This window comes from Listeria cossartiae subsp. cossartiae (assembly GCF_014224155.1).
In the GTDB taxonomy this organism is placed as follows: domain Bacteria; phylum Bacillota; class Bacilli; order Lactobacillales; family Listeriaceae; genus Listeria; species Listeria cossartiae.
Genome location: NZ_JAASUI010000002.1, coordinates 173,029 through 188,222 on the forward strand (window position 1 = coordinate 173,029; position 15,194 = coordinate 188,222).

Consider the following 15,194-nt stretch of genomic DNA (forward strand, 5'->3'; position numbering starts at 1 on the left):
TTAAACTTCTCCATTCGTTACTGTTTCTGCTTCAACGTCCCCAGCAGCTTTTTGTTCTAAAACATATGCGCGGTTAGCTACAAGTACAAATGGAAGGTAAATCAGCGTTCCAACGACGATAATAGCGATTTGCAAGATGGAAGCACGAATGTCTCCACCTGTTGCAAGATAACCTGAAAGTACTGGTGGTGTTACCCAAGGAATCAAGATGTACGTTTGGCTAATCCAGCCCCATGAAGTTGCAAAGTATGCCATTGCAGTGGAAGCAAGTGGCGCAATAACTAACGGAATACCGTAAATTGGGTTGAATACAACTGGCAAACCAAACATAAGTGGCTCGCTGACGTTGAAAATACTAGGAATTAAGCCGAATTTTGTAACCATACGATGATCCGGTCGTTTAGAAGCTATGAAAATCGCGATAACTAAACAGATAATTGTTCCGCCACCGCCCATGTATACGAAAGCATCTAAAAACGGTTGTGTAACAATGTTTGGTAAAGCTGTTCCGGCATTCACTGCATCAATATTTTGTTGCAAGGAAGTTAAAAGTACTGGTCCGGAAATTGCGCCTAGTACGAACGCGCCGTGAATACCAAATACCCATAAGAATCCCGCTAAGAACACATAAAGTAGAATCCCTGGTAGCGTTTGGAAACCACCAACTAAAGGAATTTGCAATACTTTTACGATAATTTCTGGGATACTCATTGATACGAAACTAACTACAAGCACTTCAATAATGGCTAAAATACTTAAAACTAAGAAAGATGGAATTAAAATGTTAAATGATTTCGCAATTGCTGGAGGTACACTTTCTGGCATGGAAATCTTTAATTTTTTACTTTTTGAGAATTTCGCAAGCATTGTGATACTAACTAAAGATGCAATAATCGCAAGGAACATCCCTGTTGAGCTTGTCATTTCTTGAGTTAAGACACCGCCAGCCTCAAAAGCCTTGCCGTCAACCGACATTAAATGAGAAGATGCTGGGATTAAAACAACATAAGCTGCAACTGCAACCATCCCTTCCGTGCGCCCTTCCATTCCGTATGATTTAGCTAAAAAGTTCCCAATTAAAAACGCTGCTAAAATCGCCATGATACCAAGTGTCGCGTTGTAAACTTGCACACCAACACCTAAATAATTTTCCACATTTGGAATGAATTTAAGCAGACCGTTTTGTGGTTGAAGCAAAACATTATTTACAAGTAAGAAAAATGCTGCAATGATCGTAATCGGAATCATTGCTGCAAAGCCATCACGAATTGCCATGATATGCTTTTGCGATGAAATTTTTTGGGCAAAAATTGATAATCCTTCAATAAATCGACTAGATAAAGTTCTCTCTGAATTCATTTTTTTGTCCTCCTATGACTTTCCTGTTATTTTGTTTAAATCTGCTACAATCGACATCCATTTGCCGGCATTCCCGACCCAAACTTCCTTATATGTTGCATTATTAAACTCCGGCCAGTATGGTTCATCTTCATTTCTAAAAGTTTCCATTCCGACTGGTATTTCCCCTGTGATTTCGCCGTTCAGCACGCTGTATTGCTGCGCGTAACGGTATCCTTCGCCGTGCATCATTGATTGTCCAAATGGGTTCATTCCAATCACCCACTGCAATTGACCTTCCGCAATATCCAGAAGCGCCTTATCTTGCAAAATTTTCCCAGCAATCGATGCCGCTTTTCCAGCTGAAAGTAAAATGGCATTATTTCCTCTAAACGAGAACCAAATTGGGAATTTCCGCAACGCTACTTCATCGTTTATTTTGATGCCTTGCTCAAATTGCAATTGGTATTCTTCTATTGCTCGTTCATCAATGAGTAAATGCTGCAAGTGGAAACTCGCTTCGTCTAAATACTCGTCTTTTTTGTAAAGCCCGGCTGGAATGAGCGGATACGGTTTAGTGAATCGCGTTACTTTTTTCAAATAGTCGCCATACATTTCAACCGCTTGCAGCCAAGTTTGTTTTCTGGCGTGAGCTGGTTGCGTTTCAAGGACTGCCTCAAGTGCCATTAAATAAAGATGTTCGCGCGCTTGATGATTAAAATGTTGAATAACATTGTGCGTCTTATCGCGGTAGAAAAAACCTTTGTAAAGATCACCCGTCTCGCTGTCTTTAATCCCCGTTTTTTCCTGAGCCTCTAGCATCAAATCTAACCATTCGAGCGCTTTTTCAGCATAAATTTCTTTATTTGTCAGTTGGTAAACCATCGAAGCCGCCCAAGAAGCAGTCGCATAATATAAGCTTTCTGAAGTTTGATACGTATGCTCCCAGAAAATCGGTTTTTGACCTGTTCCGTGTTTTTCTAATTCTGCTATTGCAAAAAGTAAATCCTCTTCTGCAATTCTTAGTAAATGATTCTGCATAGTTGCGTTATCAGTAATTTGGCTGCCAATATAGGCTTCAATCCCTGCGCAATAAAAATTCTCATACGCTTGATTATGAACGCGCGCAATCGCGTCATCCATGCCACCAACAAGACCATCTGTCCATCTCGTCATACCAGCACTAGTCGCCCTAAAACCATCCCCAAAGCGAGTTTTCAAAATAAAATCCAGTCCCCACTCGCCTTCTTCTAAAAGACGCATCCGTAACGTTTCATCTTTTTCAGATAAACTTGCCGCCATTTCGTATAAAGCCATCGTTACTTCCGCGGTTTGAATGAGCTGCTGCGAAACATCCCCCGCGTCATGCCAACCACCATTAAATGACAGCTGTTTCCCATCATGTTCAGCGATAATATCCGCATGACAAGTCGTATGTTTTCCAAAAACCGGAGAGCCACAACGTTCGCAGAAAATAAAATTGAGTGATTTCCAGATAGAAGATTCCCAAATCACTTCGGAAGTCCCAATTTGGAATATTTCCGACTGCATATCAGCAAATTTCAAGTAATATTCGCCAACTGTTTGTAAATCAGAAAAATCAAGAATAATGAAATTGCCAGTTTCCGTCGTATTTTGGTAACTTTTTCCAGTGAAAACAACTTTTTCTGTTTCTTTTTCGTGAATCGTAAAGGAAGTCGCTGCAATTTTATTTGAGCAAAACGCCACTTTTGGCATATCTTTGGAATAACCATTATGGGAATAAATCAGCGTATTATCTTGCGGCACCCAGCCTTTCGAGATTTCCGGCTCACTGATTTGCTCTAATTTAATTTCATTAATAAATAATTCCATCGTTCCAGCAGTCAGACGCTCTGGGCCATTCAAGTAATAACTAAAACTAATTTCCGTCATGCTATCGCGCGGCAAACCTTCAATTTCAAAAATGACATCATTCCATTCATGATTGATTAAATTCACGCCATGAACGCCCTCGCGACCATATATATCAGGCACTTTCACGGTTCCATCATTTTTAAAACTAATCATTAGATACGGATTCGTTACTCCAGGAAAATCAGGCAAAACTTGAATTCGCACGCGGTTAAAGTCGCTCCAGTCCTCATTTCCGAGTGGCGCAGATATGGTAACGTTACCAAAATTGGTGTAGTCACCGTCATCCGGTGCACCAGCGGGCCAGTGTGGCATAACGACTGGTGAAGCAAGCTTAATCTCCCCTTGTTCTGAAATAGTAAAATCTCCTGCCCCTTGATGTGTAAAATCCAAGGAAACTTGTTGTTCCACGCTAAATAGTGTTCTACTTGATAAGACTTGTTTCCTTTTCGCTAATGTTTCTAGCGCATGTTCTGTTTCAATAGGAAGTGGCCGATGAATAATACCAGTTTGCGCAATTTGTCGTTTCATACTTGGCTTCATTCTTTTCCTCCTTCATCTCCTAGTTTCATCCCAATAACCGCCGCGCCAATTAAGCCAACTTTATCTTTCTCGAGCTTAGAGCGAACAACGCCTTTTGTAACGAAACGAATTGTATTACTTTGAAGATTGTCCATAATCTTTTGGAAAAAATGCTCATTTCTTGTCACGCCACCACCAAGGATCACACATTCTGGATCTGTTGTACGAACCAGATTCATAATCAGATTGGCTAATTGAAGCGTCGCATTATCAACAATTTTCTCCGCCAGTTCATCTTTTTGTTCTGCTGCATGAAGAACCATTTTCCCAGTTAGTTCTGCTGGGTTTTCGGCAAGTACGGACGCCGGGTAATTATTCATATGTCTAAGCGCTTCTTCTTTTATCCCAAGACCAGAAGCAAGTCGTTCCACGCAACCACGTCTACCGCAGCCACAAGCCACATCGCTATGAATGTCAATCACCGCGTGGCCAATTTCACCAGCGTTAAAGTGCCCGCCTTGCGTAATGCGCCCGTCCACTACAAAGCCAGCAGCAAGACCAGTACCAACATTTAAATAAATAAAATCGTTCGTTTCTCGTCCCCAGCCAAATTGTTTTTCAGCCATTGTTGCGCAAACGACATCATTGCCAAGGCTGACAGGTAATCCCGTTTTCACTTCTAAAATTTCCGCAAGTGGGGTTGGATTTGTTTTTCCCGGTTCAATTTCTAACCAGATGCCTGACTTATAATCTACTCGCCCAACAAGACCAACGCCAATGCCGATTTGTTTTTCGGCGACGAAACCGATATTTTGCGTATAATCATCTAACGCATTCAGCAAAACTTCTACTGCTTTAGTTTGGTTCTCTGTGTTGCTTGAGTAGCTTTTGGAATTTAGCACCTCCCCGTCTCTCGTTACTTCACCTATTAAAATTTTAGTGCCACCTAGATCAATGCCGATGACAGATTCTCGAATGTTCAACTATTCCACCTCATTTTTGGTAACGTTACCAAATTAAACCATTTGTTGATAGCGCTTTCTAACATAGAATAACTGGATATTTTTAATATGTCAACCCTTTTTCGAACATTTTTGATAACGTTACCAAATTACGCTTGTTATTTCCCGGTAAATAAGCTACACTTGAAATAGTTAAAAATGCTTATGAGGTGAACATTCCTAATGAAAAAAATAACTATACAAGAAATAGCTAAACTTAGCGGTGTTTCTGTTTCCACTGTTTCGCGGGTTATCAATAACAGCCCATCCGTTTCAGCTGCAAAACGCCAAAAAATCCAAGCTGTCATCGATGAACATAACTACACACCTAGCGTATTTGCTCGTGGAATGGTTAATAAGCAAACCAAGAATATCGGCGTGATTTTACCGGATATTTCCAATCCTTACTTCATTTCACTGATAACGCAAATTCAAAAATTCGCGCTAGATTATATGTTTTCAACAATTTTGTTCAATACTATGCTTGCCGAACCAAATAATAAGAACAATAAACATTCGCTAACCGAAGAAGATTACTTGAAAATCATCTTGGAAAAGCAAGTTGATGGACTTCTTATTTTAGGTGGCGAAATTGACAAAGAAGTCGTTCCGGCAGATTACATTTCTGCTTTGAATCAATTAAATAAAGCGATTCCAGTAGTTGTTATCGGGTCAAAAATCCCCGAGCTCAACTGTTTATTTATCGAACGTAATTTTAAAAAAGGTGTTACAACCTTAGTTAGCCACCTGACAGCACTTGGTCATCAAAATATCGGTTTTATTGGCGGGGAAGCTGGCGTGAAAATTACCAGTTATCGATTAGAATCTTTTAAAGAAGCGATGGCTAGCTATCAACATCCGCTAAATGACGACTGGATTGTACTTTCTGATTACTATACGGCTGATGGTTATGCGGCTATGACGCAACTTTTAGAAAATAACGCTACTTTGCCGACTGCACTCGTTGCAATCAATGATAATGTTGCTATCGGGGCGATTCGGGCGATTAATGATGCCAACCTATCCTGCCCGAAAGACATTGCTATTGTCAGCTGCGACCAATTTATGAATGGAGATTACCAAACTCCACGTCTGACTTCGATGGACCAACACAATGAATACCTTGGAAAAATGGCCATTTTGCAACTAATTAGCGCAATTAATGGTCAAGTCGAACCAATGATTATTAACCACAATCCAGAATTAATTATCCGCGAATCATGCGGCTCTAAGCTATAACGAAAGGAAGGTTTACTTGGAAAAATACTTAATTTGCTCCGATTTAGACGGAACACTACTACTCAAAAATCAAACAATCTCCAAAAAAACATTAACTATCTTGCAACAATTAATAGAAGAAGGGCATCATTTTGCCGTTTCTACTGGTCGCATGTACAATTCCGCAACAGATTTCGCCAAACTCGTCCACCCAAAAGCAGATATTATCGCTTCGAACGGCGGCGTGGTTGCAGTATCCGGTGAAATCATCCAACAAGAAAAAATGAAGCAATCTGCGTTATTAGAAACATTTTCGTTATGCCAAGCTCATGATTTACCAGTGTTTTTCTTCTCAACAGATACAGTTTACTATACTAAAAATCCACCGTATTATTTTACGGATGAAGAAGATAAAGGTCGAGTAAACGCAACAAAACTCGTTGCTATTAAAACGGAAGAAGCTTTCCTAAAACATTCGGATCAATTTATTAACGGCATCGTCATTGAAGAAGAAGATTTCGATAAACTGGCTATCCTACGAAACGAATTAGAAAAATTAGCTGATGTTTCGATCCTTTCTTCCCATGCAAATAATATCGAAATTTTACCAAAAGATATGGATAAAAAATATGCCGTGAAAAATCTCGCTGCACATCTAAATATCAAGCCAGAGAATGTCATTACTTTTGGCGATGGTGAAAACGATATCGGCATGCTTGAAGTAGCTGGCGCAGGGGTCGCAATGGAAAACGCAAGCGAACTTGTGAAAAAAAGCGCTGATTTTGTCACTGCCGCAAATGATGCTGACGGAATTTACTACTTTTTGAAAAAACATCTTCATCGTTAATAAAAAAACGCTGCCCGCGCGGACAGCGTTTTTGTTTTATTCTTCTATTGAAGCAGCTTCTTCATAGTTAATTAGTGCGATTAATCCACCAACAGCAAGTAATACGATTGGTAGTAAGAACATAATTGAAATCGACATTGTACAACCGATTGCAGCTGCAACCATCATTGCTCCACCTAGACGCGGCTTATGCGAAACAACAAACGATCCTGCAAGCCCAACCCCTGAAAGCACAAGCGAACCAATTGTTAACATATAGAAGAAAAATGATTCCTCTTCTAAAGCCTGTGAAATATCAGGAATAACAAGAACCATCAAACTAAATCCAATCCCCAGTGCGGCCCCTAAAAATCCAAGCAATCCTTCAACTTTCATGATAAAAACTCCTTTTTCATACGCATTTTCTTTTATGTTATCATTTTAACAAAAAATTGAATAGTTATCAGCTTGGAAAATAAAAAAAGACCGACAATCAAGTCGGTCCAAAAAAGGGAGTTTAGGATTTTAAGGAAGTTTACAATTAGCAAAAAGGGAGTAAAACTAATTGTATTCCTTGCTTACAAGTTCTATATTAAAGGTTAATTATGAACATTTCGCAATAAAAATATTAAAAATTTGTTAATGTTTTATGCAAAATGCTAATTTTCTCTCCGATACAGCATGGTTTCGCATCTCCACTATGCCCAATTTCGTTTGTTCGGAAAATCGGCAACTTATATTCTCGCCCAATCTGTTGATATAAGCGAGCTATCTTATCGTATTCACCGCTTTCCTCCGCCTCTGAATGTTGTCCTACAATAATCCCCAAACAGCTAGAAAACGCACCCAATTGCTCTAATTGCGCCACATAAGAAGCTATTTTTGCCTCTTTTCCACCCAAACTCTCCAACAAAATCACTTTATTAGTAAAATCTGGCATAAATTCCGTTCCTGCCAATTTTAAAAAGCAACGAATATTTCCGCCAATAATTTTACCAGGCTGCCATTCAAAATCATTGAGCTGCTCCCCGTGAATTAATACGCGATTTTCAAAAAACGTCCTTCTAAACTGACTTTGCTGCACCTCGCTATCTGCGCCAACTAAATGCAATAATTGATAATTAAAACCAGACTGTCCTGTTTTCGCATAGATAGCATTCAGAATCACCGTTAAGTCACTGTAGCCAACAAATGGTTTTCGCGCCTTTCGAATAGTATCAAAATCAAGATAAGGCAACACTTGATTTGCTGCATCTCCGCCAGAAATATCAAAAATCACTTTCACCTCTGCGTGTTGATACAATTTCATCAGTTCTGCTGCCCGTTCTTTAGCAGAGCCACTATACGGCGTGGCTTCACTTTGAAAAATGGTTCGAGCAAATACGACTTGCAAACCAAATTCCGTTTTTAAAACTTGCTTGAGCCGCTCAATTCGCAGCTTGTCTCCCTCTTTCCGGCCGTCAGAACAACAAATAATTCCCACAGAGTCGCCTTTTACTAACACATGCTTCACCGCCTATTTTTCCTCAGTATAACACAAAAACAGCTTGAGCAAGATAGCGCCCAAGCTGTTTATTTAGAAGTCTTAAATTACTAATGTGATTAAACGTTCTTCAAGTTTTGCTTCTTTTGCATCTGTGATCATTACGTCTAAATATTGGTTAGAGTTTGTTACTACTACTGGAGTTGTAACGTCATATCCAGCTGCTTTAATACCTTCAATATCAAATTCAGTTAGTAATTGACCTTTTTCGATTGTATCGCCTTGTTTAACGTGTGCTGTGAAGAATTTACCTTCAAGTTGAACTGTGTCCATACCGATGTGGATTAATACTTCTGCACCGTCTTTAGTTGTAATACCGATTGCATGACCAGTTGGGAAGATAGTTGTTACTGTTCCTGATGCTGGAGCTACTACGCGTCCGACAGTCGGGATGATTGCAACACCTTTTCCAAGTGCACCGGATGAAAATGCTTCGTCTTTTACTTCTGCTAAAGTTACGATTTCGCCAACTACTGGAGCTGGAATTGTTTCACGTTCGATTAAAGTTTCGCCTTCAACTGTGTTAGATTCTTCTACAACTGTTTCAGCTGGATCTTTGAATCCTGCTACATAAGTTAAGATGAAACCAAGGATGAAGCTGATAACCATTGCGATAATTACCCACCAGAATGCACTTGTAATACCAGCGCCTGGTTGGATGAAGTTAGGAAGACCGAAGATTCCAAGTCCACCCATGATATAAGCTTTTGCACTTGCAAAACCAATGATTCCGCCACCAATACCACCAGCGATACAGCTCATGATAAATGGTTTTTTCAGTGGTAAAGTAACCCCGTAAATCGCTGGCTCAGTTACACCAAAGATACCGGAAATAAATGCTGGAATACTAAGAGATTTAAGTTTTGTATTTTTAGTTTTGAAGAATACTGCTAATACTGCACCGATTTGGGCAAAAGAAGCACCGAACATCATTGCAAGTACTGGATCTGCTCCAAGTGTTGTTAAGTTGTTGATTGCCACTGGAACAAGACCCCAGTGAAGTCCAAAGATAACGAATACTTGCCAGAAACCACCTAAGATTAAACCAGCAACGACTGGGCTTAAGTTATAAATCCAAATTGTTCCTGCTCCAAGTAGTTGACCAGCCCAAGTTGCGATTGGTCCGATTACAAGGAAAGTAAGTGGAACTACTACTAATAAAGTACAGAATGGAACTACGAAAGTTTTAATTACATCTGGAATGATTTTTTTGAAGCCTTTTTCTACTTTTGAACCAAAGTATGTTGCTAAAATAATTGGAATAACAGAAGATGCATAAGACATCAAGATAACTGGAATTCCTAAGAATGTTACGTGAATTGGAGATTCAAAAATTGTTCCTTGGAAAAGTGTGTAAATTGGGTCTCCTGCTGAAATACCTGCAAGCGCTGGATAAACTAGGGAACCACCAATTGCCATCCCGATAAATATGTTTCCGCCGAATTTTTTCATTGCTGTGTAACCTAGGAAAATTGGGAAGAAGTAGAATAAACAATCCCCAATTGCATAAAGTAGTTGGTAAGTACCTGAAGTAACTGTAATCCAACCAAATGCTGCAAACATTGCTGTGAAACCTTTAATCATACCTGTTGCGGCTAATACACCTAGAACTGGTGTAAATACGCCAGAAATCATATCGATGAAGCGGTTGAATAGGTTCCCACTTGCAGGAGCGCTTTCTTCTTCTCCTTCAGCTGAAATTCCACCAACTTCTAATACTGCTTTAAATACGTCTGGTACATGGTTACCAATAACTACTTGGTATTGACCACCACTTTTAATGACAGAAATTACTCCATCAAGTTTTTCAATTTCTTTCGTGTTTGCAATATTCTCATCTTTCAGTTTAAACCGAAGTCTGGTAATACAATGGAAAACACTGTTGATATTTTCTTTACCGCCGACATTTTTCAAGATGTCTTTTGCTAACTGTTCATATTTCATTTTGACGACTTCCTTCCTCTTTTTGGTTTTTTGGGCAAAAAGAAAAACCTAAGCTCATTCGAGGACTCCACGTATAGACGTGTCCTTCAAATCAGCTTAGGTTTTGCCCAATGAATTGGTAACAATCCTTTGTGATGAGATAAATATATCATATAAAGAAAACGGTTGCAACCCTTTTTTAAAAATAAATTTATTTGGGGAGTTTTAATGCTCCCCAAACAAGTCAGTGCCGTGGATTTCAGCTGCTCCAATTTCATTGGAAATCCACTCGATATTATGCGATTTGATCCCTCCACCAGGTAAAATAATTATTCGGTCCGCTGCGTAATCGATATATTTTCGCCAATTGATAAAGGTTTCTTCTGGAAGCTTAGCCCCGTCCCCGCCGTGCGTAAGAATTCGCGTGACACCTTGCTCCGCTAGCCAATCGATCGCCGGCAATTTTTCCGTTTCTATTAGCTCATCAAATGCCATATGAAAAGTCACTTCGACACCTTTCGCCGCCTTTATCAACTCATTTGTAGCTGGTTTATCTAGTAACCCTGCATCCGTAATACAGCCAAAAACCACACCATCAACCGCTATTTTCTTATACATCAAAATATCCTCACGCATAATCGCAATTTCTTCTTTTGTATAGCTAAAATTGCCTTTTCGAGGACGAACCATTGCCATGACGCTCACATTTTGTTCATGGCAAATTTTCACCACATATTTCGCGACCCCATAGCTAACAGAAGTTCCACCCTCCGCTAAATTATCACAAAGCTCCACTCGATTAGCTCCAGCAGCAATAACTTTTGCCAAATTTGTCGTGTTTTCAATACAAGCCTCTTTTAAAATCATTATCTAGCCTCCAAAAAAAGCGCGAAAATAACGTTCATTTTCGCGCTCATTTTTATTATAAATGGAAAATCCGATCAGCGAACTTATCTTCAATTGCAAAATTGTATTCGTAGCCGCCATCAATATTTGCACTACGGTAAACTGGTGGTGTATAGCCTTTTTCCAGCATAAGTTCTACTGCTTCATAGATGGTTTGTTGGAGAAGCAGAACGGCTGAGAATGAAGATGTTCCGCAAACTTTTCCTTCTAAACCATCTAATTCAAGTGCTGCGTCCCCTTGGATTGAACGATTATCTAAAATAACATCCGCAAATTCATATAACAGTTTTCCAGAAGAGTGTCTGGAAGCCGCTGTTTGCGAGGCATCGAGTGCTGTTACAACAATCAATTTACAGCCTTGCGATTTAATCCATTCGGCAAGCTCAATTCCCATCGGATTACGACCAGAATTAGATATAAGGAAGAAGATATCATTTGGTTTGGCTTGTAATCTATGTGTCAACAAGGAACCAACGCCCTCAATAGATTCGTAGTAGCCGCCAGCCGGATCCATAATAACCTTCGATGGAATAAGTCCTCCCGCTCTCCCGCATACTTCAATAGCCGCTGCATACGAATGCCCACTACCGAATGCTTGAATAATCCCGTCATTCATAATGCTGTCTGCTACCAATTTTGCTGCTTGATGAATACTCTCCGCCTGTGTTTTTTCTAGTTCTTCCGTTAATTCACGCGCTTTGTCAAAAAATGTTAATCCCATTTTGTCTATTCCTCCAATTTTCATATTTTAACCTAGAATTTTTAGGTTGAATAAAATAATCGCAATAACCATTACTAATAAAATTGCTTTCGTAGATGTCATTTTTTTATGGCCTAAAAGTGCATAGATTAGCGCCACGAGTAAGACTGGAACGAGTGATGGCATGATTTGATCGAGCATGTCTTGCATTTTCAGTTCTACTTTTCCTGATTTATAAACAAATGGCACGGTTGCTTTGATTACGGTTGGTATTAAAGCCCCGACGACCGTGACCCCAAGCAAAATAGCTGCATCGGTTAACGCGTTAAGTCTGTCTGCAAATTCCGTTACCAGTTTTGCACCTTGCTTATACCCTAGTGGAAGTAAGGTAAATCTAGCTCCTACAACTAAAATATTAACCAATACCCAGATAACCACACCTGTCACATTACCTTGAAGTCCCATATATGCAGCAATTGATCCAAAAATCGTCGGCAAAATAACTCCGAAAATCGTATCACCAACACCAGCAAACGGTCCCATCAAACCCGTTTTCAAACCAGTTACGACTTCTTTTGATGCTTTCTTTTCTCGTTCTTCAATCGCCATATCCATCCCTAAAATCAGACCACCGACCATAGGATTCGTATTGAAAAATTGGTTGTGCATATTCATCATATCTTTTAAATCATCGTCTGTTTTATAAAGCTTCCGAAGTGTTGGCATAATACTATAAAGATAACCAGTTGACATCATCCGCTCATAGTTCCAACAGATTTGGCTGGCAAACAACCAACGAAAGTTTGCTGCTATTAAATCGCGTCTCTTGAGGACTTTCTCAAAATCCTGCTCAGTCTTCGTATTCGCCATCTTCATTCTCCTCCCCAACTAGCGCTGCGCCATTTGCTCCTACAGCTACTGGATTTTTGAAATTTTGTTTGAAGTAGATGATTGCTAAAGCTACACCAATTAGTGCGACGCCTAGCATCGGTACTTTTAGATAGGCTGCTGCTACAAAACCAATGATCAAATAGGCAACGAATTTGTTTGTTGGCAAGTAACGAAGGAGAATCGCGATACCAACTACCGGAAGAATTCCACCAGCTACACGAAGTCCGCCCATCAGCCATTCTGGAATTTCATTAAGAATAAAATCAACCACGCTTTGCCCGAAAGTCAGCATGATAAATACAGGAACTGCGCGTGATAAAGCCCATGGTAATGCGCCGTACCAAATATTCCGTTTAACCGCCGAGATATTTCCCGAAGCAATGTTAGTATCAATCCGGTGCAAGAAAAATGTATTGGTAAATCTTGCTAAAATATCTAATTGAACCATTAAAAGCCCTACTGGAATCGCAAGCCCAATCGCAAATTCCGCATCCTGACCGGATAAAACGGCAAATACTGTCCCGACAATTGCTCCCGTTGTAAAGTCAGGAATCGATGCTCCGCCGTATGTACCAACCCCTAGAACCATCAGCTGTAACGTGGCCCCAATTGCAAGTCCGAGCACCATGTCACCCATAATGAGTCCAGCAAGCGTTCCTGTTATTACAGGGAAATTAAGTCCTATTACTAAAGTTAAAGCATCAAGAATAGTACAAGCTGCAAGTATAACTAACAATATAATCTGCCAAACTGCTAAATCCATTGTAGTTCTCCCTTCTTACTACTTATTTTTTTAATAAACTTGCAAATTCAACTGCATCTTCACTTGGGACCATTTGAGCAGTGATTTTAATGCCTTTTTGGGATAAGTAATCAAAATCTTCCAAATTTTCATCCGTCACGCTTACTGATTTTTTGATTTGGCGACTTCCTGCTTTCGTCGACATATTTCCAACATTGATTTGGGGAAGTTCCACGCCCGCATCCACTAAACCACGAAGAGCATGCGGTGATTTTACGATTAAGAAAACTTGTTGGCCTGCGTATTTGTCATTATTGATATTATTTGCTGCGCCTTTCACTGTCAAAATGCTTAATTTAACACCAGCTGGTACGGCGGTTTTCAGGGCAATTTTTTCCATATCATTTTTTACAACGGCATCATCAACAATCATGATTCGCGTTGCTTTTATAGTATTTGTCCACATCGTTGCGACTTGCCCGTGTATTAATCTTTCATCTACGCGTACGTGTTTAATTCCGTTACTTCCCATCAGTCCTCTTCCTCCCCATCATCGGTTACTATTGTATTATTTGCTTTTAGTTCCACGAATTGAATATTTTCTTTTGCGCCAAGTATCGCCCCTTCCAAACTTTCTCCAAGGCTAAGTGGGATGATTAATCCTAGCGACAATCCTGATACGACTTTGACTTCTGGATGTTTTGCACGAAACATTTGAGCAGCATTACACGGCGTTCCACCAACAATATCGATTATGATAGCGGTTTCATTTCCTGGTGAATAAACTGCCGTGTAGGCGTCTAATACGTCCGTCACCCCCATTTCTTCGGTAAAAGTAACTGCATAAATATTGGTTGTTTGGCCAGTAATCATTTGGCAGCTATTCTTCACTTCCTGCGCGTACCGGCCATGTGCTGCGATAATATAATCCAAGTAATTAACTCCCTTCTATTGTTTTTTCTTTTCAATTTCAATAGAGTAAAAATTATGCCGTAAATAACTTTCAATATATTCATAGGGTTGCCCCTCTGGCACATAAGTTATTCTTTCAATATGGTAAAGTGGCAATTCGGTATCAATTTCGAGTAATTTAAAATTATTTTTATCTTTTACTGGAAATTCGACTTGAATACGCTCTTTCATCGCTTCGTGCAGAATATTAATGCCATACAGCTCTTTAATGAATTCCGATAAAGAATTAAACTTTTCGAAATTCGTTAAATCGACGTTGATCAAATTGGATTTTGCCATATAGTTGTTTTGCACTGTCCAAGGCATATCGTCAATAAGACGGATTCGTTGGAAATGAACAATCATGTTTTCAGGTGGAATCTGCAATTTTTTAGCGATTCGCGCATCCTGAATTTCGTTAATTGCGACTACTTTTGTATGCTCGTTAGTAATTTTTGTTTTACGATTGAATCTTCCGTTCGGCACTGTCGTATATTCATTAAAAATAACTTCTTCGTTAATAATGGATTTACTAACATAGGTGCCTTTTCCTTGATAACGCGCTAAAATCCCTGCTCGTACTAATTCATGTAATGCGCGAACAACCGTCGTATTACTAACATTGTATTTCTTTTTCAGTTCATCTTCTGAATAAATTTTTTCCCCAGGCTTAAAAGTTCCGTCACTAATTAATCGCTTGATATCATTGATTATAATAGCGTATTTTGGTTCCGCCATAA

General features: G+C 39.6%; 15 protein-coding genes. 2 read left to right on the forward strand and 13 right to left on the reverse strand.

The features are described from left to right. The 3 genes from HCJ30_RS07980 to HCJ30_RS07990 are packed head-to-tail and all read right to left on the reverse strand — an operon-like array spanning nucleotide 1 to nucleotide 4,736. Nucleotides 1-1,359 (reverse strand): PTS sugar transporter subunit IIC, encoded by a 1,359-nt coding sequence (locus HCJ30_RS07980; RefSeq protein ID WP_185391728.1) that lies wholly within the window; start codon nucleotides 1,357-1,359, stop codon nucleotides 1-3. A gap of 12 nt (nucleotides 1,360-1,371) precedes the next feature. Then, nucleotides 1,372-3,774 carry a glycoside hydrolase family 9 protein gene (locus tag HCJ30_RS07985; protein ID WP_185391729.1) on the reverse strand — a complete coding sequence of 801 codons (2,403 nt, stop codon included), beginning with the start codon at nucleotides 3,772-3,774 and terminating at the stop codon, nucleotides 1,372-1,374. Then, the gene (locus HCJ30_RS07990) at nucleotides 3,771-4,736 is read right to left on the reverse strand and encodes an ROK family protein (RefSeq protein WP_185391730.1); all 966 of its coding nucleotides are present in this window, start codon (nucleotides 4,734-4,736) and stop codon (nucleotides 3,771-3,773) included. Before HCJ30_RS07990 ends, HCJ30_RS07985 begins: the two co-directional genes overlap by 4 nt. Before the next feature lie 201 nt (nucleotides 4,737-4,937). On the opposite strand from HCJ30_RS07990, the gene HCJ30_RS07995 reads away from it, so the two are divergent. Then, nucleotides 4,938-5,993, forward strand: a complete 1,056-nt coding sequence (locus tag HCJ30_RS07995) for a LacI family DNA-binding transcriptional regulator (RefSeq protein ID WP_185391731.1) — start codon at nucleotides 4,938-4,940, stop codon at nucleotides 5,991-5,993. A gap of 16 nt (nucleotides 5,994-6,009) precedes the next feature. Next, nucleotides 6,010-6,819 carry a Cof-type HAD-IIB family hydrolase gene (locus HCJ30_RS08000; RefSeq protein WP_185391732.1) on the forward strand — a complete coding sequence of 270 codons (810 nt, stop codon included), beginning with the start codon at nucleotides 6,010-6,012 and terminating at the stop codon, nucleotides 6,817-6,819. A gap of 36 nt (nucleotides 6,820-6,855) precedes the next feature. On the opposite strand, the gene HCJ30_RS08005 is transcribed toward HCJ30_RS08000, so the two are convergent. From HCJ30_RS08005 to HCJ30_RS08050, 10 genes are all read right to left on the reverse strand, one after another. Continuing rightward, nucleotides 6,856-7,194, reverse strand: a complete 339-nt coding sequence (locus HCJ30_RS08005) for a DUF4064 domain-containing protein (RefSeq protein WP_070260765.1) — start codon at nucleotides 7,192-7,194, stop codon at nucleotides 6,856-6,858. A 232-nt stretch (nucleotides 7,195-7,426) separates the two neighbouring features. After that, on the reverse strand, nucleotides 7,427-8,302 hold the full coding sequence (locus tag HCJ30_RS08010; RefSeq protein WP_185391960.1) for a S66 family peptidase: 876 nt from the start codon (nucleotides 8,300-8,302) through the stop codon (nucleotides 7,427-7,429). Between the two features lie 81 nt (nucleotides 8,303-8,383). Next, a complete protein-coding gene (locus tag HCJ30_RS08015) occupies nucleotides 8,384-10,285 on the reverse strand; it encodes a beta-glucoside-specific PTS transporter subunit IIABC (protein ID WP_185391733.1) in 1,902 nt (633 codons plus the stop codon). 204 nt (nucleotides 10,286-10,489) lie between these two features. Continuing rightward, on the reverse strand, nucleotides 10,490-11,131 hold the full coding sequence (locus HCJ30_RS08020; protein ID WP_185391734.1) for a copper homeostasis protein CutC: 642 nt from the start codon (nucleotides 11,129-11,131) through the stop codon (nucleotides 10,490-10,492). 55 nt (nucleotides 11,132-11,186) lie between these two features. Next, on the reverse strand, nucleotides 11,187-11,891 hold the full coding sequence (locus tag HCJ30_RS08025) for an SIS domain-containing protein (RefSeq protein ID WP_185391735.1): 705 nt from the start codon (nucleotides 11,889-11,891) through the stop codon (nucleotides 11,187-11,189). A gap of 27 nt (nucleotides 11,892-11,918) precedes the next feature. Continuing rightward, nucleotides 11,919-12,746, reverse strand: coding sequence for a PTS system mannose/fructose/sorbose family transporter subunit IID (locus HCJ30_RS08030; protein ID WP_185391736.1), 828 nt, complete (start codon nucleotides 12,744-12,746; stop codon nucleotides 11,919-11,921). Continuing rightward, nucleotides 12,721-13,524 carry a PTS mannose/fructose/sorbose/N-acetylgalactosamine transporter subunit IIC gene (locus HCJ30_RS08035; protein WP_070266710.1) on the reverse strand — a complete coding sequence of 268 codons (804 nt, stop codon included), beginning with the start codon at nucleotides 13,522-13,524 and terminating at the stop codon, nucleotides 12,721-12,723. Before HCJ30_RS08035 ends, HCJ30_RS08030 begins: the two co-directional genes overlap by 26 nt. A gap of 22 nt (nucleotides 13,525-13,546) precedes the next feature. After that, the gene (locus HCJ30_RS08040; protein ID WP_185391737.1) at nucleotides 13,547-14,035 is read right to left on the reverse strand and encodes a PTS sugar transporter subunit IIB; all 489 of its coding nucleotides are present in this window, start codon (nucleotides 14,033-14,035) and stop codon (nucleotides 13,547-13,549) included. After that, nucleotides 14,035-14,436 (reverse strand): PTS sugar transporter subunit IIA, encoded by a 402-nt coding sequence (locus HCJ30_RS08045; RefSeq protein WP_185391738.1) that lies wholly within the window; start codon nucleotides 14,434-14,436, stop codon nucleotides 14,035-14,037. The genes HCJ30_RS08040 and HCJ30_RS08045 overlap by 1 nt, the downstream gene beginning before the upstream one ends. Nucleotides 14,437-14,451: 15 nt before the next feature. After that, entirely contained in the window at nucleotides 14,452-15,192 is a 741-nt protein-coding gene (locus tag HCJ30_RS08050; protein WP_185391739.1) for a GntR family transcriptional regulator, read from the reverse strand. Between the last annotated feature and the right edge of the window lie 2 nt (nucleotides 15,193-15,194).